This is a genomic window from Agrobacterium sp. O3.4 (assembly GCF_041414895.1).
Lineage (GTDB): Bacteria > Pseudomonadota > Alphaproteobacteria > Rhizobiales > Rhizobiaceae > Agrobacterium > Agrobacterium cucumeris.
In genome coordinates this window covers 514,643-538,674 of the sequence record NZ_JALPZP010000001.1, presented here as the reverse complement: position 1 = coordinate 538,674, position 24,032 = coordinate 514,643, and the positions used below count along the sequence as shown (strand labels likewise).

The following is a 24,032-nucleotide window of genomic DNA, read 5'->3' as shown; positions in this document are numbered from 1 at the left end:
AGTGTTTACGAGTCCCTGCAAAAATACTTCGTTAAGGTCTGCGCATGTCAGGCGAAGGGGAAACGATGACCTTGTGGGGACGGCGTACACTGCATCGCTCGTCCCAAAAAATGCCCCGCGGGGCGTCATCGGCCTTTAAAATTTCCGTCGCCGCATCGTCAGGTAAATTCCGACTTGGCCGGAAATTTGCTGTAAATGCGGCAGGACTGCGACGGGACAAGCTGTCGTCATCAACCAGCCACGTGCGCACAAAGGTTGAATGGGTACTTGATCAGCCAAAGCCGGCTTGGCATCCTGCTGGCAAAAGGGAGGCACATCATGAAGGCGCTGTTGCTCATCGACATCCAGAACGGCTTTTGCCCCGGCGGTAATCTGGCCGTTGCCGAAGGGGACAGGATCGTACCCGCCGCCAATGCCCTCATCGACAATGGCGGTTATGATCTCATCGTCGCCTCACAGGACTGGCACCCGGAAAACCACGGCAGTTTCGCCTCCCAGCACCCCGGCAGAAAACCGTTCGACATGGGCGAGCTTTCCGGCAAACCGCAGATGATGTGGCCGGACCATTGCGTGCAGGGCACGCAGGATGCGGAATTCCACCCCGACCTGAAGACGGACGCATTCGACTATATTCAGCAGAAGGGTGAAAACCCCGCCGTCGACAGCTATTCCGCCTTTCGCGACAATGACCAGTCGGCGACGACAGGCCTTGCCGATTATCTGGCCCGTCAGGGCGTGACGCAGCTCGATATATGCGGCCTCGCCACCGATTATTGCGTCAGTTTTTCGGTGCTCGATGCCATCGACATGTTGCCCGGCATCAAGGTCCGTTTCATCGAGGATGCAAGCCGCGGCATCGATCCGCAGGGCATAAAGGCCGCGATTGCGGCCATGCGGGAAAAGGGCGCAGCAATCGTCAACAGCCGCGACATATTGCGCGACTGACCGCCATTTCAACGCAGCCGCGGTTTTTCCAGCACATCGATGTCACCCGCCGCGTCCTCAAGACGCCGCAGGATTGCAGCATGTGCATCCTTCAGCCCCTGATTATAGAAAACATATCCGACCTCCTCGGCCAGAAACTCCACGAAGATTTCCGCCTCAAGAAGCCCCATCTCGGTTTCGGTCTCCCGGGCAAGGTAGTCCTTGATACGCGCGGCCAAGACCGCCTTTTCCTGCTTTTCGAGCATTGATCTTCCATGATTTCACGGTGTGGGTGCGCAGACAAAATCCGATGAGGTCTTTCGTGCGGCGCTGACTGTCGGCGTTACCGTAACGGAAGCTTCAAGGGAATCAATCGATCCATTCATGCAATTCGTTTGCCAGCCGGCCGGGACGGCGATAGAGCGGCGGCAAGGAGTTTCCAGAGAATGTTCAATAAAGATTTTCGCGAGGGACTGAGGACCGGTTTTCCGATCGCCCTTTCCGCCGCCCCCTTTGGCGCGCTGTTCGGCGCGGTTGCAGTCGATAACGGCCTGAGCGTCACCGAAGCCACGATCATGAGCGGCACCGTCTATGCCGGCGCGAGCCAGCTTGTGGGCATCGAACTGTTTGGCCAGAAGGTCGCCCCATGGCTGATCGTTCTTTCCGTCTTCGCCGTCAATTTCCGCCATATCCTTTATTCGGCAGCCATCGCCCGAATGATCTCCGGCTGGTCGCTGATGCAGAAAGCTGCCGGCTTCTTTGTGCTGGTGGATCCGCAATTCGCCGAATCGGTCCGCAAATACGAGAACACCGGCACAGTCGGCTTTTCCTGGTATATGGGCTTTGCCGCACCGGTCTATGTGCTGTGGCTGGCCATGACCATTCTCGGCGCCTCGCTCGGCAATCTCGTCGGCGATCCCAAAGCCATCGGCCTCGATGTGCTTTTGCCGATCTATTTCATGGGCATGGTCCTGAGCTTCCGCCAGCGGGAGAATTTCTACCCCGTGATGCTGGCAAGCGCAGCCGGCGCAACAGTCGCCTATCACTTCGTCGGCTCGCCCTGGCAAGTCAGCCTCGGGGCGATTGCCGGCATTCTCGTTGCCGTCCTCTATCCGCCCAAACCCAACGGCGAGGCCAATCCTGAAAATAGGGTGGAAACGCCATGAGCGACATGCTCCATACCGACACGATGATCCTGATCGCGCTCGCCGCCGTCGCCACCTATCTCACCCGCATCGGCGGTTATGTGCTGATGACGCGGATGAAATCCATCCCGCCGCGCATGGAAGCAGGACTTAACGCCGTACCGGTTGCGGTTCTGACCACGCTTGTCGCACCCGCCTTTTTCGAAGGCGGATACGAGGTCAAGATCGGCATGCTGGCAGCCCTTCTGGTCTGCCTGCGGTTTCCCGGCCTGACGATGCTGGCAATCGGCTGGGCCGTCGTCATCGCCATCAGGCATTTCGGGCTGCTTTAAGCGACCCTCTCCAGTGGCCTGGTCGCGGCAACAAGCCAGGCTTTCACCTTTTCATCAGTGATTAGCGGAGAGAGCTTTTCCAGAACGTCGGCATGATAGGCGTTCAGCCAGTCGAGTTCCTCGTCGGTCAGCAGCGACACGACGACAAGTCTGTTGTCGATGGGGCACCAGGTCAGCGTCTCGAAGGAGAACATTGGCTGGTCGCCGCCGGCTACCTCCTGCGCGTCACGCACATAGATCAGATTCTCGATACGGATGCCGAAAGCACCGGGGCGGTAATAACCCGGCTCGTTCGACAGGATCATGCCCGGCAGCAGCTCCTGCGTCGAAAGCCTTGCGATACGCTGCGGTCCCTCATGCACCGAAAGGTAGGAACCGACACCGTGGCCGGTGCCATGGGCATAGTCGGCGCCTGCCTTCCACAGCGCGATGCGCGCCAGGGGATCGAGGTCGCAACCGCGCGTTCCCTTCGGAAACCGTGCGGTGCTGATGCCGATCACCCCCTTCAGCACCAGCGTGAAGAAACGCTTCTGCTCTTCCGGCACCGTGCCGATTGCGACGGTACGGGTAATATCAGTAGTACCGTTGACATATTGCGCGCCGGAATCGACGAGGAACATCTCGCCATCGGCAAGTGTGCGATCCGTGTCGGTGGTGACACGGTAATGGATGATGGCGGCATGTTCGCCAGCGCCGGAAATCGTGTCGAAAGACACATCCTTCAACGGGTTCTGCATCGCCTGCCCCACTTTGGCCCGCGCTGCCTCCAGCGCCTTGACCGCAGCGATTTCGGTGACGCTGCCCGGCTGCTGGCGATCCAGCCAGCTCAGATATTCGACCATGGCCGCGCCATCCTGCACGTGTGCTGCGGCCGAACCGGCAAGCTCCGCCTTGTTCTTGCAGGCGCGCGGCAGGCGGACCGGATCGGACATCTCCACCAGTATACCGCCCGCTGTCGTGATTGCGCCCGTCAGCGCCACCGGCGTCAGATCGGCATCGACCATGACCCGGCCCTTGGCGCTGGCAATCGCATGCAGGCGGTCGGCAATTTTCGATGGCGGCAGTTGCGTCGCCAATTGCGCCAGATAGGCCTCGACCTCGATGCCGGTCTTGCGCTTGTCGAGAAAAATATCCGTCCTGCCATCGGCATAGATGATGGCACGGGCAAGCGGATGCGGTGTATGCGGCACGTCATTGCCGCGAATATTGAAAATCCAGGCAATGGAAGACGGATCGGTAACCAGCAGGGCATCTGCCTGCTTGGCCGAAACCGTCTCCGCCAGCAGCGCGATCTTTTCCTTCGCCAGCTTGCCGGTAAAGGCTTCCGGCTGGATAATAACGGGCTCCAGCGGCTCGGACGGACGGTCCTGCCACAGGGCGTCAAGCGGATTGCGCTCCAGCAACACGACGGAGCCGCCTTTGGCCGCAAGCGCCTTTTCCAGCCGCTTCAATTCAGCGCCGGTATGCAGCCACGGATCGATCCCCAGTCGGAAGCCCTGCGCTGCATGTTCGGATAACCAGACAGAGGGCGGCGCCCCGACCAGATCACCGCCCGTGAAGACGGATTGGTCGACCTGCGATTTGAGCTGTGTCGTATACCGGCCATCGACAAAAACCACGGCCTCGCTGCGTGTCACCAGCGCGATGCCGGCCGAACCGGTGAAGCCCGTCAGCCAGGACAGGCGCTCGGCGCATTCCGGCACATATTCCCCCTGATATTCATCGGCGCGCGGCACCAGAAAACCGTCGATAGCCAGCGCGTCGAAACCGGCGCGCAGCGCCTCGACACGGGCCTTGCCAAATTGCGGCGCGGATTTGTTTTCGAAGGTCTGGAACATGGGTGTCTTTCGGGAACTGTCATGAGGAAAGCGGTTCATTCACGCCGTCAAATCATTGGCGCACAACGACAATGCCACGTGGGCAAACCCGGTTTCAAGCCATATATGACAGAACCGATTACGGCGATAAATTGTGCATATTTTGCGAAATAAGTAATACTAGAAAGCAAGTGACATGCATTTTACGCATATCAACCGTGAAATATCCCATCTAACCAAACAAAATCACATCGCTTATATCAAGATCAACACAGCGAGAGAAACACTCTCCTGGCAAAAAGGGATTTGAAGCAATGGCAAAATCTTTCCTCCGCGCCGCCTTCGATCGTGTTGTTGAAGCACGCGAGCGTCAGGTCAGCCGCCACGTCAACGCAGCACTTTTGAACCTTGACGACAAGTCGCTCGAAGCGCTGGGCATGAACCGCGCCGATCTGCGTCGCAAGGCAAAGTCCAGCTACGTATTCTGATCAAGTCAGGCGCGGCGATCCTCCCTCCACCGCGTCTGAACAGGAATACGTCGACCCGCTTGAGCAAGCTCCTCCCATATGCTCGCGGGTTCCAGGCGGCGCGAAAGCGCCGCCTTTTCTTTTGCCAGAAAGCAAGGTCGAAAAAGCGTCAGTCTTTGCGCAGATGCAGCGTCACCCAGCCGTTGCGCCAGATGGTGCGGATATGGGAAAGCCGCGCGCCATTATATGCGGCGAGAACCTTCCAGCGCTGTGACGCAAGAATACCCGACAGGATGACCGTGCCGCCGGGCGCCAGATGCGTGACAAGCTGCGGCGCCATCTTGATCAGCGGCCGCGCCAGAATATTGGCGATGATGAGATCAAATGGACCATGCTTGCGGAAAGCATCGGAGTGAAAACCGGGTGCGGTTTCCAGCGCCATTCCTGACACGATGCCGTTCAGCCGTACATTTTCCTTGGCCACCTTGACGGCAATGGGGTCGATATCCGTCGCCAGTACGGGAATGGGGCGCATCTTGCGCACGGCAATCGCCAGCACGCCGCTGCCGGTGCCGAGATCGAGCGCGTTGCGGACCGTCCGTGCCCGCAGAACATCCTCTATCATTTCAAGGCAACCCGCCGTCGTGCCATGATGGCCGGTGCCGAAAGCCTGCCCCGCCTCGATCTCGATAGCCAGATCATGCGGTTGCACCTTGTCGCGATCATGCGCGCCGTGCACGATGAAGCGCCCTGCCTGCACCGGCTTCAGCCCCTCGAGCGACTTGGCGATCCAGTCAACATCGGGAACGATCTCTTTTTCGATGACGAGACCGGGAAAGTCAGGTGCAAGCAAAGCGCCGACACGCTCGCGGAACTCATCCTCCTGCTCGGCCATCAAATAGACGGAGGCTTCCCAGATGTCGCGCTTCTCATCCACCTCGGTCGTGGCGATCGCAACATCCTCCTCGCCGAAATAATCCGACATGAGATCGAGGATTTCGCCGGCCTTGATTTCGGTCGTGGTGACGTAAAGTCGGATTTCGCTCACGGCGGGCTGCTTTCTCTGGCTGAGGTTGTTGTCTTGCCTTTGCCACAAAAGCTGCGCCAGTCCAATAAGCCTGGCGCAATTATGCCGGCTCTATCAGCCCTTCAGAAGATTCTGGAGCTTCTGCTCGGCAACTTCAGGGTTTTCGCCATAAGCGATGGTGCCTGAAAAACGGCCCTTGGCATCAAGTAGGATGACGGAGGCAGTATGATCCATGGTGTAATCGCCATTCGGATCCTTCTCATCCACCGGCACCTTCTTGGCATAGATGCGATAGCCTTTCAGCGTCTCGGCAATCTTGTCGGCCGGACCGGTAATACCGGTAATCCGCTTTGAAACGTTGGAAACATATTGCTGCATGATCTCTGGCGTATCACGCTCTGGATCGACGGAAACGAAATAGGCCTGCATCTTGTCGCCGGCCGGATCCACCTTTTCCATCCAGCCGTTCAGCTCGAACAATGTCGTCGGGCAGACTTCCGGGCAATGGGTGAAACCGAAGAACAAGGCCGTCGGTTTGCCCTGAAACGCCTTTTCGGTGATCGGCTGGCCGTCCTGCGCGGTCAGCGCGAAAGGCACGCCATAGGCCGTTTCCACCATCTCCTCACGGGTCTTCGTCATTTCGATCGTCAGCCAGCTGACGACACCGGCGAGAACGACCACCACGGCCCACAATACGATGCGAATATTTCTCATTGTCCAATCCTACCCCGAAAGCCCGCAGCATATCGCAGGCCTTGGCAGACTGATAACGAACGACGACGGCGACGGCAAATCAACTGGACGTATTTGCGGCAACCGCGCTGATTTGTCACAAAGCGCAGACGGCCCAAACGATCACAGACACCAGGCGATACCGCTCTGCACGGTGGAAAGGAAAATATCCGTGCTGTGCCGCACCCAGCCGTCGAAGGCAAGAAGCACGATGGCAAGCGAAGCGACGACCGCAAGACTTGCCAGAACAAACTTCAGCGGGTTGGAAACGAGTGCGTTCATACCACCATCATAACCTTTTTGCACCGACGCGAAAACCGCCAAAATACCGGGTTTTGCGTGGGAGAGCGCGGCAATTGTTAGGGAAAGTTTAAAATCTTGCTGTGCATTATGACCATAGCGGTTTTTAAAGCCTCGACATGATGTCTCCCGGCCCATGCCGGCCACCGCATAAAGCTCAATCCTGCGTGGGCCTGTTAGAGAGCCATCAGAGGAAACCTGCCGTCATGTCCAACGCCATCAAGCAATCCGGCGCATATCTCGAAATCGTTTCCTTCCATCTGGGCGATCAGGAATTCTGCATCGACATCATGGCGATCCGCGAAATCCGCGGCTGGGCGCCGGTTACCCCGATGCCGCACACGCCGCCTTATGTTCTCGGCCTCATCAACCTGCGCGGCGCCGTCATTCCCGTCATCGACATGGCCGGCCGCCTCGGCATGAAGATGACCGAACCTTCCGAACGCTCCGCCATCATCGTCACCGATATCGGCGGCAAGCTGGTGGGCCTGCTGGTAGAACAGGTCTCCGACATGATGACCATCCGCTCCGAAGACCTGCAGCCCGCGCCGGATATCATTCCGGAAGAACAGCGCAGCTTCTGCCGCGGCATCGTGGCGCTGGAAAAGAGCATGGTCTGCTTCCTCAACCTCGACACCGTCATTGCGGACGAACTGGCGCGCGAAGCGGCCTGATCAGCTGAAGCCATGCGGGCTGCATGCAGAACCGTAGGGTTTGGCACCACCTGAGCACCCGTCACCCCGGACTGGATCCGGGGTCCAGCGCGATCAAGTCTTTGATCGCAAAAGAGCCCCTTCACGACGCGGACGCGTCGTGGCTGGATGCCGGATCAAGTCCGGCATGACGGATAATACATTGGAATTCCTTATCAAAATACCGGAAGAGCTTACGGCTTGCCCTTCTGCCAGGTCACCTGCTGATTATAGAGCGGCACGGTGGAAATCGCCATCTTGGCCGAACCGTCGGTCAGTTCCCGCGCATGCACCAGATAGATCAGCGCATCGTTCGCCTTGTCATATACACGGCTGACGACGAGCTTCTTCCAGACCAGTGACATGCCCTGCCGGAATACCTCTTCCCCGCCCTTCGACAGATCGATGTCACCGATCTCGACCGGCCCCGTCTGGCTGCAGGAAATGGCGTTGTTGGAAGGGTCTTCGAACCAGTTGCCGTTCTTCAGCCGGTCGATGACGCCACGCTCGAAATAGGTAACGTGGCAGGTGACACCCTTGATCTTGGGATCGGCGATCGCCTCGATGACGATATCATTGCCGATCCAGTCGACCCCGACTTCACCCACGACCTGCGAATGCGCCGCTGTCACCGGAAGCAATGCCAGAAAGCCCGCAAACAAACCCGACAGAGTTTTCATCGTCATCGCATCTTCTCCGTTACGCTGCTTCAAACATAGGTGGGCGACACCATTAAGCAACCCGGGCGACGGCGCGTTTTTTCATGCTGCAGGGCTGGTAGCCGGTGGAGGTGAGACGGCCGGCGACCATGCCGATCTTTTCCGGCAGATCGCGGATATGGGCGACACGCAAGGCCTTCGCCGCCGCAATCGATGCGGCAGCGCAGACAACCGCGTCTTCGGCGGCATTGTGGTGCACGAAGCGCAGCTGCAGATGGTGGGCAATCACATTCAGCTTGTGCGATTCCAGATGTGGCCAGACATGCCGGGCAATCTTGACGCTGCACAGATAGGAAAGATCAGGATAGGACTGCCGGTATTTGTCGAAGGACGCCCGCATGACGCTGAAATCAAAGGCGGCATTATGGGCGATCATGGTGGCGCCATGGAAGTCATCAATGAACTCTTCCATCACCTCAGGAAATTCCGGCGCATCCTCGACATCAGCAGGCCGAATTCCGTGCACGGCAATGTTGAAGGGCGAGAACCGCATGTCCTTCGGCCGGATAAGACGTTCCTCGACACGAACGATATTACCGTCTTCTATCCACGCAAGCCCGACGGAGCAGGCGCTGCCCCGTTCCTCATTGGCGGTCTCGAAATCGATGGCGATGGTTTTCAAGAGTGATTCCCGTTGTTTCATTCCGGCATAGACCGGATTGGCATCAAAGAGAACCGGCCTCGGCTGAACGCGCTTGCGAAAGCATCCATTCGATGAGCGTCACCAGATCGGGATTATCAAGCATGCGCCGCGGATAAACCAGAAAATAGGCAAGCGTGCTGGCCATGTCTTTTCCAAAGGGCGCGATCAATGCACCTTCCGCAAGCTCGCGGGAAACGAGCGAGCGTCGCGTCAGCGCAATGCCATGCCCGGCTTTCGCCGCATCCAGCGCGCCATTGCTGTCGATGAACACCGTGCCGCCGGAGGCGTCGACATCGGATGCTCCCGCAGCCTCCAGCCAGCGCCGCCATTCATTGCGGTTTTCATCATGCAGAAGCGGCACTGCTTTCAGGTCCCCCGCCTCCTGAAGCGGTCCGTATTTCTCAAGAAGCTGCGGCGAACAGACCGGCAAAGTGCTGTCATCGATGAAACGGATGCTCTCCAGCCCTTCATAACGGCCAAAACCGTGCCGCACCGCCAGATCGACATCGTCCCGCGAAAAATCCACGAGCCGGTTGGTCACGCTGATGCGGACGTCCACATAGGGGTGTTGCTGCTGAAAGGCCGGCAATCTCGGCATCAGCCATTGTATGGCGAAAGTCGGCGTGCAGCTGAGGGTCAGAACCGTGATTTCGGAGCGTGCCGTCAGTTCCGCCGTCGCCTCGCGCATCATCCGGAAGGCGGTGCGGAGCGCGCCGTAATAACGCTCCCCCTCCCGCGTCAGCTGGATACTACGCGGCTTGCGGAAAAACAGCTGCACGCCAAGCCGCGTCTCCAGCTCCCGGATTTGCAGGCTGACCGCGCCAGGGGTGACATTCAGCTCGTTGGAAGCAAGCGTGACGCTGCGATACCGCGCCGCGGCTTCAAAGGCCTGCAACCCTTTAAGCGATGGAAGTTCCGTTGCCATGATTTAGCTGAGCTCAATTATCGCGAGAGAAACTATCGTTTGAAAACACAATAAAACAGGGAGTAAATAGACGCAACAGGATATGGGGGGCGGAGAAAAGGCCGCAATATCGGCTTGAGGTAAACTCAACCGATATCGGGTGGATGGCAACGTGCCTTCCTGCAATCATGTCGATATTCATATAGCGTGGGAGACGACGATGGCGATACAGAAACAGATGGATGCCCGAGAGTGGGCAATGCTCATAGCGCTCTCACTACTCTGGGGCGGATCGTTCTTTTTCGTTGGCGTCGCGGTCAAGGAACTGCCGCCCGTCACCATCGTCACGTTGCGGGTCACGCTTGCCGCTGCGGCGCTTCTCATCGTCTGCCGTATCATGGGCCTTCACCTGCCGCGCCAATGGGCGGTGTGGCGCGCCTTTTTCGGCATGGGGCTGCTTAACAACATCATTCCCTTCTGCCTGATCGTCTGGGGTCAGACCCATATTGCCAGCGGGCTTGCCTCAATCCTTAATGCCACCACGCCCCTTTTCACCGTCATCGTCGCGCATTTCCTGACCGCTGACGAAAAGATGACCGGTAATAAGCTCGTCGGCGTACTGATCGGTTTTGCCGGCGTGGCGACGATGATCGGCCCTGCAGCCTTTGGCGGATCATCCGGCCTCTGGGGCCAGATCGCCATTCTCGGCGCAGCCATCTCCTATTCCTTCGCCGGCATATTCGGCCGCCGCTTCAAGGCCATGGGCGTGCCGCCGCTGATGACCGCCACCGGCCAGATATCCTCTTCGACGCTGATGCTGATCCCGGTCGCCCTTCTCGTCGACAGGCCATGGACACTCACCATGCCAAGCCTCGGCACCTGGGGCGCGCTGATCGGCATCGCCCTGCTGTCAACAGCCCTCGCCTACCTCATCTTCTTCCGCATCCTTGCCAGCGCGGGCGCCACCAATCTCGCCCTCGTCACCTTCCTCATTCCCGTCAGCGCCATCCTGCTCGGTTCGCTGCTTCTCGGCGAGCAACTGGAAATGAAGCATTTCGCCGGCATGGCGATGATCGCTGCCGGTCTTGCCGCAATCGATGGCAGATTGCTTTCCAGATTGCGCCAGCCTCGGCAACGTCTGCAATGAGGCCGGAAGATCGAGGCCGACTTGCGAGACGGCCTCGTTCTTTTCCTCTCAGCCCGGTGTTTTCCGGGAATGAACGCTTCCGTGCCGTCTTGACGCCCGGCGGCTCCTCTGGCCTTATGCCGCCATGACCAGCTTTGCGACCCACATGCATCTCACCGTGACCATTCGCCCCGCAGGGCGCGTGGCGGTGTCAGTGCGTTAGTCAACTGGTCATCCGTCCACCACCCTGCCGCATATTGGCAGGGTCTGGTGTTCCCGCTCTGCCTCGGCTGAAATATCCAAGGAGAGCAGACATGCCTGAATGCGATATACCCTCACCCCTGGATCCCGATGCGCGCTGGCCCGAAGGCCTGTGCATCCGCGCCCGCACCCCGGCAGATGCTCCGGGGATAACGGCACTGCACAACATGGCCGGATTTCGCAACGGGACGCTGCGCTGGCCACATCAGAATCCGGAAGATATTCGCAAAGGGATCGAAACCCAGTCGGCCAACAGCTTTGCGCTGGTCGCCATCCTCGACGGCAAGACCGTCGGCGATATCGGCTTGACGCGCCACACCAACCGCCGGGCCCATGCGGGCAGCATCGGCATGGGCGTTCATGATGCCTATACGGGACGGGGAATCGGCAGCGCCATGATCGGCGAAATCCTCGCCATTGCGGATCGCTGGCTGGACCTGAAAAGGATCGAACTGACCGTTTTCACCGACAATGAGCCGGCGCTGGCGCTTTATCTTAAATTCGGTTTCGAGGTCGAGGGCCATCTAAAATCCTTCGCCTTCCGCGATGGCGAATATATCGATGCCTATTGCATGGCGCGTCTGCGGTAATGGTTCAGACGGCCAAGCAATGATCCTCAAACACGCGCCGAATGGTCCGCCGCGACCATTCGGCCATTTCTTCATTCCGCCCGCGCTCGGCATCCAGTACGATCAACGCCTTCCACAGTGCCCAGCCGCGCCCGCGCTGCCATGTGGCCTCATCCAGATCCAGCGCCCGGCGAAAAACAGCCCGGCTTTCCGCATCAAGCACATTCCACGCGAAAATGAGATCGGACGACGGATCGCCCACGCCGGAACTGCCGAAATCGATGACGGCCGACAGGCGCCCGTCCAGCACCAACAGATTGCCCTCGGCGATATCGCCATGCACCCACACGCCCTGCCCCTGCCAACGGCTCGAAAGCGCAAGCTGCCATATCTCCATGGCCAGCCCCTGATCCACCTCATCGCAAAGGCGCGCCGCCGAGGCTCTCGCCTCGCCATCATAGACCGCCAGCGATCCGCCGCGATGGAAATTATGCGCGCCCGCATGCGGCCCATCCGAAGCATCGATGTCATGCAGGGCTTTCAAAAACCCCGCAACATCACTGGCGATGGCCGAAAGATTTATGCAGTCCAGCTGCCGGGCGAGAGATTCACCCTTCAGCCAGCGATAGACGGACCAGCAGAACGGATAATCCTCACCCGGCTGTCCAAGCGCCAAGGGTACGGGAATCGGAACAGGCAGGAACGGCGCAAGGGCCGGCAGCCACCGATGTTCCTTTTCCACCTGCGCCACATAGCGCTCAGCACTTGGCATGCGGATCAGCATGTCGTCGCCAAGGCGGAAGCTGCGATTGTCCCAGCCGCTCAATTCCACCGGCCGAACATCGAGCGCCGCCCATTGCGGAAACTGGCTGGCAATAAGCCTGCGGGCCTGCTGAACGGTGACGACAATACGGTCATCCATGATGCGTTCCCCGTCTCAGGCGCAAACCTCTAGCGGTGCAGAACAACACGGCGATGACGGCATATCAGCCGCCGATCAGCGCCAGCCATTCATCCTCGTCCATGGTCTGCACGCCCAGTTCCGTTGCCTTGGCAAGCTTGGAGCCCGCCCCCGGCCCGGCCACCAGAATATCCGTCTTTTTCGAAACGGAACCAGCCACTTTCGCGCCGAGGCTTTCGGCCCGGGCTTTCGCCTCATCCCGCGTGAATTTTTCCAGCGAGCCGGTGAAGACCACCGTCTTGCCCGCCACAGGACTGCCTTCGGTGGACGGCTTCTCGGCCTCCTTCGGCTGCAACTCCCGTATCAGCCGGTCGATGACGTCGAGATTGCGCGGTTCCTTATAGAACTCGATGATGGCGCGAGCCACCACCTCGCCGATACCGTCGATGCTGTTGAGCTCCGCCCAGGCATCACTTGCCGGATCCGCCGCCGCCTTCATGGCCTCTTCGAAATGTTCATAGGTGCCATAGGAACGCGCCAGAAGCTTCGCCGTGGTTTCGCCGACATGACGGATGCCAAGCGCAAAGATCAGCCGATGCAGATCGATCTCGCGGCGGGCATCGATGGCATCAAACAGCTTCCTGACGCTGACCTTGCCGAAACCGTCGATATTCTCGAGCTTGGTCAGGTGGGATGCTTCCTGCCGCGCCTTCAGCGTAAAGATATCGGGCGCAGTCTTGATCGAGAGCGCCGGATCATCGCTTTCGAAGAAGAAATCGATCTGCTTGGTGCCCAGCCCTTCAATATCGAAGGCATTTCGCGAGACGAAATGTTTTAAGTGCTCCACCGCCTGCGCCCGGCAGACGAAACCGCCGGTGCAGCGCGTGACCGAATCGAGCTTACCGGTCTTTTCATTACGTTCGCGCACCGCATGGCTGCCGCAGACCGGACATTTTTCCGGAAACGCATATTTCACGGCTTCAGCAGGGCGCTTCTCCAGCAGCACATCCAGCACCTGCGGAATGACATCGCCAGCGCGCTGCACGATGACCGTATCGCCGATGCGAATGTCATGATCCTCAGGGCGGATGCGCTCGCCGCTGTTACCAATGCCTTCGATATAATCGGCATTGTGCAGTGTCGCATTGGTGACGACGACGCCGCCGACCGTGATCGGGGTCAGGCGCGCCACCGGCGTCAGCGCCCCGGTGCGCCCTACCTGGATTTCGATATTCTCGACCGTGGTGAAAGCCTGTTCGGCGGGAAACTTGTGCGCCGTAGCCCAACGCGGGCTGCGCGAACGAAAGCCCAGCCGTTCCTGCAGATCAAGCCGGTCGACCTTGTAGACAACGCCATCGATATCATAATCGAGATCAGGCCGTGCGACGCCGATTTCATTATAATGCTCAAGCAATTGCTGGGCGGAGGTGAATCGCTTCATCAGCGGATTGACCGGAAAACCCCACTCCCGGAATTTCTCGACGATGCCATATTGCGTATCGGCAATCCGCGCCGGCTGGCCGCCATTTGAAACTTCACCCAAGGCATAGGCGAAGAACCGCAGCTTGCGTTTCGCCGTCACATTGGCGTCGAGCTGGCGCAGCGAACCGGATGCCGTGTTGCGCGGGTTCACATAGGTCTGCTTGCCCTCGGCCTCCATCTGGGCGTTGAGCGCCATGAAGTCGCTCTTGGCCATATAGACCTCGCCACGTACCTCCACCACATCGGGCGCGTCCGAAGGCAATTCGTTCGGGATTTCCTTGATGGTCCTGATATTGGCGGTGACGTTCTCGCCGGTCGTGCCATCGCCGCGCGTCGCCGCCGTCTTCAGCTTGCCCTTCTCATAGCGGATCGACATGGAAAGGCCGTCGATCTTCGGCTCGGCGGTAAATGCGATGGAATCGTCAGGCAGATGACCGAGGAAGCGGTAGACGGAACTGACGAAATCGCGCAGGTCCTCTTCCGAAAATGTATTGTCGAGCGACAGCATCGGGCGGGCATGCACGATGGGCGCAAAGGTTGGCAGCGGTGTAAAACCGACTTTTTTCGACGGGCTGTCAGCCCGCACCAATGCCGGGAAAGCCGCCTCGATGGCATCATTGCGCCGCTTCAGCGCATCATAGTCAGCATCGGAAATCTCCGGCGCGTCCTTGCCGTGGTAAAGCGCGTCATGACGGGCAAGCTCGGCTGCCAGAAATGCCAGCTCGGAAGAGGCTTCAAGCTCAGTCAGGTTTTCGACGGGAATCTGGTCTTTCGACATGGGCAGCCTCTTTTCGGAATTACCGAACGCTTTTAGCCGAAATAAAACAGCAATAAAATCAGTTTTGCCGCCAGACTCACAAGACCCACAATGCCGAAGGTGCTCTCGCAACGCTTTGGCGAACGATCAGTCCTTGGCAGCCAGCAGACGGGCCGCCGCCGCCCTCGCCTCGTCGGTCACCGATGCGCCGGCAAGCATGCGGGCGATCTCTTCGGTGCGGTGTTTCGGCTCCATCGTCGCCACGCGGGTGGCGATGCGCTCGCTGCCATCGCCGGATGGGCCTTTGGAAATCAAAAGATGGGTCGCCGCCCGCGCCGCCACCTGCGGAGCATGGGTGACGGAGAGAACCTGCACCGTCTTCGACAGGCGACGCAGCCGCTGGCCGATAGCATCCGCCACGGCACCACCAACACCCGTATCGATTTCATCGAACACCAGGGTCGGCGCCGAACCACGATCCGCCAGCGCAACCTTCAAAGCCAGCAGGAAGCGGGACAATTCACCGCCCGAGGCAACTTTCATGATCGGTCCCGGCCGTGTGCCCGGATTGGTCTGCACGTGGAATTCCACGGTATCGATGCCGTCGGCCGTCGCCTGCTCGGTATCGGAGGTGACCTCGACGGTAAACCGTGCCCGCTCCAGCTTCAGCGCCGGCAGCTCGGCCATCACAGCATCGGAAAGCGCATCCGCCGCATGGCGGCGTTTGTCGGAAAGCGATTGGGCGGCACGGTCGAAATCGGCTTTGACGACGCCGAGATTGGCCTCCAGCTTGCCGAGCTTTTCCTCACCGGCATCGAGATCGGCAAGATCAGCCACCATTTTTTCGGCTAGAGCTGGCAGGTCAGGCACCGCGACATTATATTTACGGCCGGCGGCACGCAGCGCGAACAGTCGCTCCTCCACCCGCTCCAGTTCACGCGGATCGAATTCGGTGCGGCGCAACGCCGCCTCCACTTCCATCTGTGCATTGGAAAGGCTGTCCAGCGCGGCATCCAGCAACTGCACGGTGTCTTCCAGCAGGCCGGGCGCTTCGTGGCTCTTGCGCTCAAGCCGGCGCATCATGGATGCAATGACAGGCACGGGAGAAGCATTGCCATTCAGAAACTCGCTGGCTTCGGCGATATCGCCGGCAATGCGCTCGGATTTCTGCATCACCGCCCGGCGCTCGGCAAGCTCCTCCTCTTCGCCGTCACGCGGCGAAAGCCCTTCGAGTTCCTCGACGGAAGAGCGCAGGTAATCCGCCTCGCGGGCGGCAGCCTCCACCTTGGCGCGGTGGGTCTTCAGGGCGCGCTCGGCGTCTTTCCAGGTGCGGTAGAAACCCTGAACGGCGCGGGCCTCATCGCTCAGCCCGGCAAAGGCATCCAGCAGCGTGCGGTGGGCATCGGTATCGACAAGCGCACGGTCATCATGCTGGCCGTGAATTTCCACCAGCAATTGCCCGAGTTGCCGCATCATCTGCACGCTGATGGCCTGATCGTTGATATAGGCCTTGGTACGTCCGTCGGAGGATTGCACGCGGCGAAAAATCAGGTCGCCGTCGTCATCGAGACCGTTTTCCCGCAGAAGAAGCCGTGTCGGATGATTGTTGGGGACTTCAAACGTGGCAGTCACCTGCCCCTTGTCCTCGCCATGGCGTACAAGGCCGCCATCGCCCCGGCCACCCAGCGCAAGGGAAAGACTGTCGAGCAGGATCGATTTGCCCGCGCCCGTTTCCCCCGTCAACACGGAAAGGCCCGCCTCAAAACCGAGGTCGAGCCTTTCAATCAGGACGATATCGCGAATCGAGAGCTGGACCAGCATGGCCTATGCCCCGTCTCAGGCGCCGATAAGCTTCTTGCCGGCGCGCGAAATCCAGGACCCCTTGTTTTCACGCGGCTCCAGCCCGTTGCCCTTCAGCAGCTTGTAGGAGTCCGCATACCATTGGCTGTCGGGATAGTTGTTGCCGAGAACGGCGGCCGCGGTCTGCGCTTCTTCCACCAGGCCCATCGCATAATAGGCCTCCGTCAGACGCGCCAGCGCTTCCTCGATCTGGTTGGTGTTCTGGTACTGCTCGACGACGATGCGGAAACGCGAAACGGCGGCGAGATACTCCTTGCGCTCAAGGTAATAACGGCCGACCTGCATTTCACGGCCGGCGAGCTGGTCGCGGGCGAAACGGATCTTGGCCTGCGCATCGGCGACATATTCCGAATCGGGATAGTCGTTGACGACCTTGCTCATCGCCTCGACCGTACGCTGTGCTGCGCGCTGGTCCTGCGTCACGTCGGAAATCTGCTTCGAATAGGCAAGGCCGATCATGTACTGAACATAAGCCGCATCCTTGGAACGCGGATATTGCCGCAGGAAGCGGCTGCCATTGGTGATGGCCACATCATTCTTGTTGGTGCGCGTCGCAATGAACGTCTGCATGACAAGCGCCTTCTGGCCCCATTCGGTGAATGGATATTGCTTGTCGATCGCCTCGAACTTGCGTGAGGCTTCCGTCATGTTGCCGGCGTTCATGTTGGCAAGCCCCTGCTTGTACAGAACGTCAGGCGGATCGGATTCGAAACCGAGCTTGGTAATGTCGATATCCGGATCGGACTGGCAGGCCGTGACGGCGACACTTGCACCGACCAACAACAACGAAACGGCGATCCCCCGCATCGTACCCTTCATCGCACCAGACCCTACATGCTTCATTCGACAGTTCCCACTTCCCGCGCAAATACATAAGCATCGGCTTTGCACTGGCGTTTCTAGCCATAAAAGCATCCGCAGGGCAACGCAATGATGACGCATTAACGCATTTTTATGGCATCCGCGCGCGCAATCGCATGAATATCAGGCGATATGACGAAACATCTTGCCCTGCATCATAAAAAAGCCGCCCCCAGGGGAGCGGCTTTTTCTGTCAATCGATAGCCTGCGAACAAACTCAAGCAGACCAGGGCGCAAATTCCGGCATGTTGACCGGTACGAATTCGCGGGCGCGCACCATCTGGTTGCGGGCAGCCGGTGCTTCGACGATCTCGTAAGCCGTGCGGTCGCTCAGCAGTGCCTTCAGCGCATTGGCATTGACCTTGTGGCCACCGCGATAGGAGCGATAGCAGCCGATGAACTGCGCGCCGGCAAGCGCCAGGTCGCCCACGGCGTCCAGCGTCTTGTGACGGACGAATTCGTCCTTGGCGTAACGCAGGCCTTCCATGTTGATGACGCTGTTATCGTCGGAAATGACGACGGAATTCTCAAGCGAGGAGCCGAGCGCATAACCGGCAGCCCACAGGCGCTCCACGTCACGCATGAAACCGAAGGTACGGGCGCGCGACAATTCGTTCTTGAACGTCTCAGCCGTCAGGTCGCCCTTCCAGGACTGCTTGCCGATCAGCGGCGTGTCGAAATCGATGTCGACCTCAAAGCGTGTGCCGTCATAGGGACGGAATTCCGCCCAGGACGCGCCAGAGTCGATGCGCACCGGCTTGGTGACGCGAATATAGCGGCGCTTCGCACCAAGGTTCTTGATGCCGACCGATTCGATGGCTTCGATGAAGGGAGCAGAGCTGCCATCCATGATCGGTGCTTCCGGACCGTCAACCTCAACGACGAGGTTGTCGAGGCCCATGGCGTAGATGGCGGCCATGACGTGCTCGATCGTCGCCACTGACTGGGACAGCGAACGGCCGAGCACGGTGCACAGGTCGGTATTGCCGACATTGGCCGAAACCGCCTTCAACTCGGTGACGTTGCCATTGTCATGAAGGCGATGGAATACGATGCCCGTCCCGGCTTCTGCGGGCTGGAACGTCATAGAGACCGGATTGCCGGAATGCACGCCAATGCCTTTAAGCTGAACAGCATTTGCGATAGTTGTCTGAAATCCGAGCAGTCCGATAGTCATGCGTATATGCCTTGTTTTGCAAACCGCGCCGTTTGGTGAAGCGCCGTTCAAGTTTTAAAGCCGGTTTTGGCGACCGGCCAAGTCCGTATTTTCCTTTACCCAGCCTCATACATACGCACATGTAGGTGCCACGACAAATCACTGTTCGTTTCGGATTGTTACACGCATAAACTATTGAAAACGCAAATTAATTTAGTGTTAATCACGCAAAATAAACAAAACGCCCGGGTCGTGAAACCCGGGCGTTTGAAGAGGCGGATGGAATCGCCTTTAGTTGGACTGGCGGCGCAGGAACGCCGGGATTTCCAGCTGGTCGTCATCATGATGACTGGACGATGCGGGCGTTGCACGGCCGTGGTCGTCAAGCTGGCCACGACGCGGTGCGTAGAGGCTGGCTTCCGGCGAAAGCGGCGCGCGGCGCTGCGGCGCCATGCTCGGCGCATCCATCATGTCGGAGGGAACTTCTTCTTCTTCGCGGCGACCAAGCGAGTTGGTGATGCGCTTCAGAAGACCCATCGGGCCACGCTCTTCCTGGGCGGCAGGAGCGGCATGGGTGCGATGTTCCATCTCGGCCTTCACGACCGGCGGAAAGTCTTCGACCTTCGGCATGCGTACCGGTTCTGGCTGGCGGGCAACCGGAGCAGGCTCCTGGTAGACCGGAACCTGCGGCTGCTGCATGCGCGGAGCCGGAGCGGCAACCTGTTCCGGCGCATGGTAGACGGGTGCCGGAGCAACCGGTGCCGGAGCGACCTGCTGAACCGGCTGGGCCGGACGAAGAGCAGCCGGCGCTTCAGCCGGGGACGATGCGAACAGCTTGCTCTGCGGACGGAAGTCCTGAGACGGCTGCTGGTGAGCGGCAAAACCGAGTTCGCGTTCCATTTCAGCTTCCGCCGAACGGATGGTCTGGGCGATCTGGTCTACGGTCTTTGGTGCCTGCGATACTGCATGTGCAGGCTGAACTGCGGCCGGAGCGGGAGCAACGGCCGCGGAAGGACGGATAAGCGGCTTCGCAGCAGCAGCGCGCATTTCGGCGACGTTCTGTTCGCCGATGCCGGCAACACGGTCAATGCCGGTGGCAACGACGGAGACGCGGATGAGACCTTCCAGAGCTTCGTCGAAGGTGGCGCCGAGGATGATGTTGGCATCCGGATCGACTTCTTCGCGAATGCGGGTGGCCGCTTCGTCGACTTCGAACAGGGTAAGGTCGCGACCACCGGTGATGGAGATCAGCAGGCCCTGTGCGCCCTTCATCGAGGTTTCGTCGAGCAGCGGGTTGGCGATTGCCGCTTCCGCAGCCTGCATTGCACGGCCCGGACCGGAAGCCTCACCGGTACCCATCATTGCGCGGCCCATTTCGCGCATGACCGAGCGAACGTCGGCGAAGTCGAGGTTGATGAGACCTTCCTTCACCATCAGATCGGTGATGCACGCAACGCCGGAGTAGAGAACCTGGTCAGCCATGGCGAAGGCGTCGGCGAAGGTCGTCTTGTCGTTGGCAATGCGGAAGAGGTTCTGGTTCGGAATAACGATCAGCGTATCGACGGACTTCTGCAGTTCCTCGATGCCCTGTTCGGCAAGACGCATGCGGCGGCCGCCTTCGAAGTGGAAAGGCTTGGTGACGACGCCGACCGTCAGGATACCCTTGTTGCGGGCAGCCTGTGCAACGACCGGGGCAGCACCGGTGCCGGTGCCGCCGCCCATGCCGGCGGTGACGAAGCACATGTGGGTGCCGTTAAGGTGATCGATGATCTCATCGATGCATTCTTCAGCAGCGGCGCGGCCGACTTCCGGCTGGGAACCGGCGCCGAGACCCTCGGTGACGTTGACGCCGAGCTGGATGACCCGATCTGCCTTCGTCATGGTCAGCGCCTGGGCATCCGTGTTGGCGACGACGAAATCGACACCCTGGAGGCCAGCCGTGATCATGTTGTTGACAGCGTTACCGCCGCCGCCGCCAACACCGAAAACGGTGATGCGTGGCTTCAGCTCGGTGATATCAGGCTTTTGCAGCTGTATCGTCATTTTAGCATTCCTTCTTTCTCTGGCCGCATCGCCCCGCTGGCCGATTCTTGAAAACTCAACTCTGAAACCTCCGGCTTACGCCACAAGGCCACTCAAAAACTCTCTTTCAGCCATTGCCCAACCCGGGCTATCCGGCCGCTGCCCGTACCAAACGGCGAGAACATTCCGCCTTGCGCCGCATGAATTTCGATGTCCGCCACCTGCGGATAGATCATCAGTCCGCAGGCGGTTGAAAATGCCGGCCCCTTCGCCGCTACCGGAAGACCGGCCACGCCCATGGGGCGGCCGATACGAACGTTGCGGGCGAGAATGCGCCGTGCCGTTTCCGGCAGCCCCGTCAGCTGGCTTGCGCCGCCGGTCAGGACCACGCGCTTGCCGACAATGGGGCTGAAGCCGGACTTCTGGATACGATCACGGATCAATTCCAGCGTCTCTTCAATACGCGCCCGCACGATGCGGGTTACAAGGGCTCTTGAAACTTGCGATGGTTGATCGCGATCATCTTCGCCAATCGGCGGGATCGAAATCATGTCGCGCTCATCCGCGCCATTCAGCAAAGCCGAACCATGCACCACCTTCAGTCTCTCCGCATCTTCGATTCGTGTCGAGAGGCCACGTGCAAGATCTGTCGTCACGTGATGGCCGCCAAGGCCGATCGCGTCGGTGTGAATGAGACGGCCTTCGGCAAAAACCGAGATCGTCGTGGTGCCGCCACCCATGTCGATGGCCGCGCAGCCAAGTTCGACTTCATCGTCCACCAGCGCTGCAAGACCGCTGGCATAGGGCGTCGCCACCATGCCTTCGACGGAAAGATGCGCACGGTTGACGCAAAGCTCGAGGTTCTTCAGCGCCGTGCGCTCGACCGTCACCACATGCATGTCGACGCCAAGGAGGTCGCCATACATGGAGAGCGGATCACGAATACCGCGCTCACCATCCAGCGAATAACCCGTCGGCAGCGAGTGCAGGATCGCCCGGTCCTGACGCATGGACTGCTGGCTTGCCGCCACCAGAACCTTGCGCAGATCGCTGGCTTCCACTTCCTGGCCGCCGAGATCGATGCTCGCGGTATAGATATCGCTTGCCAGCCGGCCGGCGGAAACATTGACGATCAGGCTGTCGACGGTGAGACCCGCCATGCGCTCGGCCGCATCGACCGAAAGACGGATGACGCCTTCCAGCGCGTCGAGGTCGGCGATCACGCCTGACTTCACGCCGCGCGAGCGCTGGTGGCCGATGCCGATGATTTCGACCTTGTGGGTGCGGCCCGGCAGAATTTCGCTTTCCTGACGCGGCGTCAGCCGGCCGATCATGCATACGACTTTGGTCGAGCCGATATCCAGCACCGACACGATGTGGCTGCGCTTGGAGGAAAGCGGCTTCAGCCGAGGCAGGCCGAAATGGGAAGAACCGAATAAGCTCATGTGTTCTTCTCCGCCTTCTTGAGAGCCTTGGTGCGCGCATCGACGGCGGCCTGACGGCGTTCCGTGGCACCCTCGGTCAGCTGGATCGTGGTGCGGTCCGCGAGCCTCAGATCAACCGCGGCGACATCGCGCGACAGAACCTTTTCCTCGAGATCGAGCCGCGCCAGCAATTGCAGCGCCTGCGGCAGGTTTTCTTCCGGCAGCTTGACCACGATGCCGTTATCGAGATGCAGATCCCAGCGACGGCCGGCAATGCGGACATAGGCGCGGACACGGTTGCGGATTTCCGGCCAGTCGGCCAGCTGCCCGACGAAACCGGCAGCACCGGTTTCCGCGTCACGTCCGACAAACAGCGGCAACTCGGCGAATTTATTGTCACGCAACGGCGCAATCACGCTGCCGCTTTTTTCGATCAGCGACAGTTCCGTCCCGTGCTGCCAGATGCCGAAGGCTTCACGCTCCTTCAGGCGAACCTCGACGGTCTTCGGATAGACCTTGCGGATATCGACATCTTCCACCCAGGGAAGCTGGACGAGCTTGCGGCGCGCCGCATCGATATCGAGCGCGATGAGCGAGGTGCTGCCATCAAGGCCAAGAAGCTGGAAGACTTCGATTTCCGACGTCTGGCGATTGCCCGAAACTTTCACGTCTTCAACCGCAAAGCCCGCGGCAGATGTCGTGGTCTGGGTGACGATGTTGGTGTGTCCGCCAAGCGACATGCCGTAAAGCCCGGTCACCGCGTAAAAAGCAATGGCCGAAATCGTACCGGTATGGGCGGGAATGTGAATGCGTCCGGTCGCAAGGCTGACACCGAAACGCACGAAGCGGCGCAGCGGACGCGGCAGCACCCTGCGATCGTCGGCATTGGCTGCCGCCGCATATTGCTCGCGCTTTTTTGCCGTCGACTTTTTGCCGGTCACCGCAAACACGAAGCGTCCTCCACCATCCAGCTGACAAGGTTACCAAAGGAGCGGCCAGCATGGGCCGCCATTTCCGGCACCAGGGAGGTCGGCGTCATGCCCGGCTGTGTATTCACTTCAAGCCAGATAACTTCGCCATCTTCTGAGAAACGGTCGTCGTAACGAAAGTCTGAACGGCTTACGCCACGGCACCCGATCGCCTGATGCGCCATAACCGCCAATGTTTGAATCTTTTGGTAAATTTTCGGTGAAATTTCTGCGGGAATGACATGTTTCGAGCCACCAGCCGCGTATTTCGCATCGTAATCGTAGAAATTGTGACCAAGCGGCACCACTTCGGTGACGCCCAGCGCCTCGCCATCAAGCACGCCACAGGTCAGTTCGCGCCCATGAATATAGCGCTCGACCATGACCTGATCCCCATAACGCCATTCCGACGAGGTGAGGATTTGCGGCGGGTGCGACTGATCTTCCTTGACGATGACGACGCCGAAGCTCGATCCCTCGCGCACCGGCTTCACCACATAAGGTGGCGCAAGCGGATGTTCGCTGGTGAAATCGAAGCGGTTCATGACGCGCTCGGCAGCAACCGGGATGCCGGCGGCGGCAGCAACTTTCTTGGCCTGCGCCTTGTCCATGGCAAGGGCGGAAGCCAGCACGCCGGAATGGGTATAGGGAATGGCCAGATATTCGAGAATGCCCTGAATGGTGCCGTCTTCACCGAAGGGGCCGTGCAGTGCATTGAAGGCGACATCCGGGCGCAGTTCCGCGAGAACGGCAGCGACATCGCGCCCTACATCGACACGGGTGACCTTGTAGCCCTCGCCTTCGAGCGCAAGCGCACAAGCGTTGCCCGACGAGAGGCTGACCGGCCGCTCCGACGAAAACCCACCCAAAAGAACAGCTACGTGCTTGCCGCCCATCGAACCCTCTGACACCAACTCTCCGTTACGAACCACGCCCGAACCGA

At 59.6% G+C, this 24,032-nt stretch carries 24 protein-coding genes; 7 read left to right on the top strand and 17 right to left on the bottom strand.

Annotated features, from left to right (window positions below):
* Window positions 1-318: 318 nt before the first annotated feature.
* The gene (gene pncA, locus M0412_RS02525) at window positions 319-945 is read left to right on the top strand and encodes a bifunctional nicotinamidase/pyrazinamidase (protein WP_142840252.1); all 627 of its coding nucleotides are present in this window, start codon (window positions 319-321) and stop codon (window positions 943-945) included.
* Window positions 946-953: 8 nt separating this feature from the next.
* Here the strand turns inward: pncA and M0412_RS02520 are convergent, their stop codons facing one another.
* Window positions 954-1,190 carry a DUF2164 domain-containing protein gene (locus M0412_RS02520; RefSeq protein WP_046798086.1) on the bottom strand — a complete coding sequence of 79 codons (237 nt, stop codon included), beginning with the start codon at window positions 1,188-1,190 and terminating at the stop codon, window positions 954-956.
* A gap of 180 nt (window positions 1,191-1,370) precedes the next feature.
* On the opposite strand from M0412_RS02520, the gene M0412_RS02515 reads away from it, so the two are divergent.
* Together M0412_RS02515 and M0412_RS02510 are read left to right on the top strand one after the other, a co-directional pair.
* Complete coding sequence (locus M0412_RS02515) at window positions 1,371-2,090, top strand: AzlC family ABC transporter permease (protein WP_269703114.1); 720 nt, start codon at window positions 1,371-1,373, stop codon at window positions 2,088-2,090.
* On the top strand, window positions 2,087-2,401 hold the full coding sequence (locus tag M0412_RS02510) for an AzlD family protein (RefSeq protein ID WP_269703116.1): 315 nt from the start codon (window positions 2,087-2,089) through the stop codon (window positions 2,399-2,401). Before M0412_RS02515 ends, M0412_RS02510 begins: the two co-directional genes overlap by 4 nt.
* Here the strand turns inward: M0412_RS02510 and M0412_RS02505 are convergent.
* Window positions 2,398-4,239, bottom strand: coding sequence for an aminopeptidase P family protein (locus tag M0412_RS02505; RefSeq protein ID WP_269703119.1), 1,842 nt, complete (start codon window positions 4,237-4,239; stop codon window positions 2,398-2,400). The genes M0412_RS02510 and M0412_RS02505 overlap by 4 nt on opposite strands.
* Window positions 4,240-4,532: 293 nt before the next feature.
* On the opposite strand from M0412_RS02505, the gene M0412_RS02500 reads away from it, so the two are divergent.
* Entirely contained in the window at window positions 4,533-4,706 is a 174-nt protein-coding gene (locus tag M0412_RS02500; protein WP_193559508.1) for a hypothetical protein, read from the top strand.
* A gap of 148 nt (window positions 4,707-4,854) precedes the next feature.
* Here the strand turns inward: M0412_RS02500 and M0412_RS02495 are convergent, their stop codons facing one another.
* From M0412_RS02495 to M0412_RS02485, 3 genes are all read right to left on the bottom strand, one after another.
* Complete coding sequence (locus tag M0412_RS02495) at window positions 4,855-5,733, bottom strand: 50S ribosomal protein L11 methyltransferase (RefSeq protein ID WP_269703121.1); 879 nt, start codon at window positions 5,731-5,733, stop codon at window positions 4,855-4,857.
* Between the two features lie 93 nt (window positions 5,734-5,826).
* Window positions 5,827-6,426: a cytochrome oxidase assembly protein Sco gene (sco, locus tag M0412_RS02490; protein WP_046798081.1), complete on the bottom strand. Its 600-nt coding sequence runs from the start codon at window positions 6,424-6,426 to the stop codon at window positions 5,827-5,829.
* Between the two features lie 141 nt (window positions 6,427-6,567).
* Window positions 6,568-6,726 carry a hypothetical protein gene (locus M0412_RS02485; RefSeq protein WP_237681375.1) on the bottom strand — a complete coding sequence of 53 codons (159 nt, stop codon included), beginning with the start codon at window positions 6,724-6,726 and terminating at the stop codon, window positions 6,568-6,570.
* A 224-nt stretch (window positions 6,727-6,950) separates the two neighbouring features.
* On the opposite strand from M0412_RS02485, the gene M0412_RS02480 reads away from it, so the two are divergent.
* Window positions 6,951-7,418, top strand: coding sequence for a chemotaxis protein CheW (locus tag M0412_RS02480; RefSeq protein ID WP_003522339.1), 468 nt, complete (start codon window positions 6,951-6,953; stop codon window positions 7,416-7,418).
* 212 nt (window positions 7,419-7,630) lie between these two features.
* Here the strand turns inward: M0412_RS02480 and M0412_RS02475 are convergent, their stop codons facing one another.
* Genes M0412_RS02475 through gcvA form a run of 3 tightly spaced genes read right to left on the bottom strand, consistent with a single transcriptional unit; the run spans window position 7,631 to window position 9,723 of the window.
* Complete coding sequence (locus tag M0412_RS02475; RefSeq protein WP_269703135.1) at window positions 7,631-8,122, bottom strand: CreA family protein; 492 nt, start codon at window positions 8,120-8,122, stop codon at window positions 7,631-7,633.
* Window positions 8,123-8,168: 46 nt separating this feature from the next.
* Window positions 8,169-8,777, bottom strand: a complete 609-nt coding sequence (locus tag M0412_RS02470) for a 3'-5' exonuclease (protein ID WP_174029814.1) — start codon at window positions 8,775-8,777, stop codon at window positions 8,169-8,171.
* Between the two features lie 43 nt (window positions 8,778-8,820).
* Window positions 8,821-9,723 (bottom strand): transcriptional regulator GcvA, encoded by a 903-nt coding sequence (gcvA, locus tag M0412_RS02465; protein WP_142840259.1) that lies wholly within the window; start codon window positions 9,721-9,723, stop codon window positions 8,821-8,823.
* 199 nt (window positions 9,724-9,922) lie between these two features.
* On the opposite strand from gcvA, the gene M0412_RS02460 reads away from it, so the two are divergent.
* Both M0412_RS02460 and M0412_RS02455 read left to right on the top strand, forming a co-directional pair.
* Complete coding sequence (locus M0412_RS02460; RefSeq protein ID WP_065113750.1) at window positions 9,923-10,849, top strand: DMT family transporter; 927 nt, start codon at window positions 9,923-9,925, stop codon at window positions 10,847-10,849.
* 293 nt (window positions 10,850-11,142) lie between these two features.
* Window positions 11,143-11,679, top strand: a complete 537-nt coding sequence (locus M0412_RS02455) for a GNAT family N-acetyltransferase (RefSeq protein ID WP_269703139.1) — start codon at window positions 11,143-11,145, stop codon at window positions 11,677-11,679.
* A gap of 4 nt (window positions 11,680-11,683) precedes the next feature.
* Here the strand turns inward: M0412_RS02455 and M0412_RS02450 are convergent, their stop codons facing one another.
* The 9 genes from M0412_RS02450 to M0412_RS02410 form a co-directional block, all read right to left on the bottom strand.
* A complete protein-coding gene (locus M0412_RS02450) occupies window positions 11,684-12,580 on the bottom strand; it encodes an aminoglycoside phosphotransferase family protein (RefSeq protein WP_269703141.1) in 897 nt (298 codons plus the stop codon).
* Between the two features lie 64 nt (window positions 12,581-12,644).
* Window positions 12,645-14,819, bottom strand: coding sequence for an NAD-dependent DNA ligase LigA (gene ligA / locus M0412_RS02445; RefSeq protein ID WP_142840262.1), 2,175 nt, complete (start codon window positions 14,817-14,819; stop codon window positions 12,645-12,647).
* A gap of 126 nt (window positions 14,820-14,945) precedes the next feature.
* A complete protein-coding gene (gene recN / locus M0412_RS02440; protein WP_269703144.1) occupies window positions 14,946-16,619 on the bottom strand; it encodes a DNA repair protein RecN in 1,674 nt (557 codons plus the stop codon).
* Between the two features lie 15 nt (window positions 16,620-16,634).
* Complete coding sequence (locus M0412_RS02435; protein WP_142840264.1) at window positions 16,635-17,501, bottom strand: outer membrane protein assembly factor BamD; 867 nt, start codon at window positions 17,499-17,501, stop codon at window positions 16,635-16,637.
* 235 nt (window positions 17,502-17,736) lie between these two features.
* Complete coding sequence (gene lpxC, locus M0412_RS02430) at window positions 17,737-18,696, bottom strand: UDP-3-O-acyl-N-acetylglucosamine deacetylase (RefSeq protein ID WP_142840265.1); 960 nt, start codon at window positions 18,694-18,696, stop codon at window positions 17,737-17,739.
* A gap of 270 nt (window positions 18,697-18,966) precedes the next feature.
* Window positions 18,967-20,718 carry a cell division protein FtsZ gene (ftsZ, locus tag M0412_RS02425; RefSeq protein WP_269703146.1) on the bottom strand — a complete coding sequence of 584 codons (1,752 nt, stop codon included), beginning with the start codon at window positions 20,716-20,718 and terminating at the stop codon, window positions 18,967-18,969.
* Between the two features lie 92 nt (window positions 20,719-20,810).
* Window positions 20,811-22,142 (bottom strand): cell division protein FtsA, encoded by a 1,332-nt coding sequence (ftsA, locus tag M0412_RS02420; protein WP_003522206.1) that lies wholly within the window; start codon window positions 22,140-22,142, stop codon window positions 20,811-20,813.
* Entirely contained in the window at window positions 22,139-23,071 is a 933-nt protein-coding gene (locus tag M0412_RS02415; protein WP_161991238.1) for a cell division protein FtsQ/DivIB, read from the bottom strand. The genes ftsA and M0412_RS02415 overlap by 4 nt, the downstream gene beginning before the upstream one ends.
* Window positions 23,059-23,985 carry a D-alanine--D-alanine ligase gene (locus M0412_RS02410; protein ID WP_269703292.1) on the bottom strand — a complete coding sequence of 309 codons (927 nt, stop codon included), beginning with the start codon at window positions 23,983-23,985 and terminating at the stop codon, window positions 23,059-23,061. Before M0412_RS02410 ends, M0412_RS02415 begins: the two co-directional genes overlap by 13 nt.
* Between the last annotated feature and the right edge of the window lie 47 nt (window positions 23,986-24,032).

Coding starts and splice junctions, on each gene's coding strand:
- pncA (WP_142840252.1), top strand. CDS start 319: ATGAAGGCGCTGTTGCTCATCGACATCCAGAACGGCTTTTGCCCCGGC.
- M0412_RS02520 (WP_046798086.1), bottom strand. CDS start 1,190: ATGCTCGAAAAGCAGGAAAAGGCGGTCTTGGCCGCGCGTATCAAGGAC.
- M0412_RS02515 (WP_269703114.1), top strand. CDS start 1,371: ATGTTCAATAAAGATTTTCGCGAGGGACTGAGGACCGGTTTTCCGATC.
- M0412_RS02510 (WP_269703116.1), top strand. CDS start 2,087: ATGAGCGACATGCTCCATACCGACACGATGATCCTGATCGCGCTCGCC.
- M0412_RS02505 (WP_269703119.1), bottom strand. CDS start 4,239: ATGTTCCAGACCTTCGAAAACAAATCCGCGCCGCAATTTGGCAAGGCC.
- M0412_RS02500 (WP_193559508.1), top strand. CDS start 4,533: ATGGCAAAATCTTTCCTCCGCGCCGCCTTCGATCGTGTTGTTGAAGCA.
- sco (WP_046798081.1), bottom strand. CDS start 6,426: ATGAGAAATATTCGCATCGTATTGTGGGCCGTGGTGGTCGTTCTCGCC.
- M0412_RS02485 (WP_237681375.1), bottom strand. CDS start 6,726: ATGAACGCACTCGTTTCCAACCCGCTGAAGTTTGTTCTGGCAAGTCTT.
- M0412_RS02480 (WP_003522339.1), top strand. CDS start 6,951: ATGTCCAACGCCATCAAGCAATCCGGCGCATATCTCGAAATCGTTTCC.
- M0412_RS02475 (WP_269703135.1), bottom strand. CDS start 8,122: ATGACGATGAAAACTCTGTCGGGTTTGTTTGCGGGCTTTCTGGCATTG.
- gcvA (WP_142840259.1), bottom strand. CDS start 9,723: ATGGCAACGGAACTTCCATCGCTTAAAGGGTTGCAGGCCTTTGAAGCC.
- M0412_RS02460 (WP_065113750.1), top strand. CDS start 9,923: ATGGCGATACAGAAACAGATGGATGCCCGAGAGTGGGCAATGCTCATA.
- M0412_RS02455 (WP_269703139.1), top strand. CDS start 11,143: ATGCCTGAATGCGATATACCCTCACCCCTGGATCCCGATGCGCGCTGG.
- M0412_RS02450 (WP_269703141.1), bottom strand. CDS start 12,580: ATGGATGACCGTATTGTCGTCACCGTTCAGCAGGCCCGCAGGCTTATT.
- ligA (WP_142840262.1), bottom strand. CDS start 14,819: ATGTCGAAAGACCAGATTCCCGTCGAAAACCTGACTGAGCTTGAAGCC.
- recN (WP_269703144.1), bottom strand. CDS start 16,619: ATGCTGGTCCAGCTCTCGATTCGCGATATCGTCCTGATTGAAAGGCTC.
- M0412_RS02435 (WP_142840264.1), bottom strand. CDS start 17,501: ATGAAGCATGTAGGGTCTGGTGCGATGAAGGGTACGATGCGGGGGATC.
- lpxC (WP_142840265.1), bottom strand. CDS start 18,696: ATGACTATCGGACTGCTCGGATTTCAGACAACTATCGCAAATGCTGTT.
- ftsZ (WP_269703146.1), bottom strand. CDS start 20,718: ATGACGATACAGCTGCAAAAGCCTGATATCACCGAGCTGAAGCCACGC.
- ftsA (WP_003522206.1), bottom strand. CDS start 22,142: ATGAGCTTATTCGGTTCTTCCCATTTCGGCCTGCCTCGGCTGAAGCCG.
- M0412_RS02410 (WP_269703292.1), bottom strand. CDS start 23,985: ATGGGCGGCAAGCACGTAGCTGTTCTTTTGGGTGGGTTTTCGTCGGAG.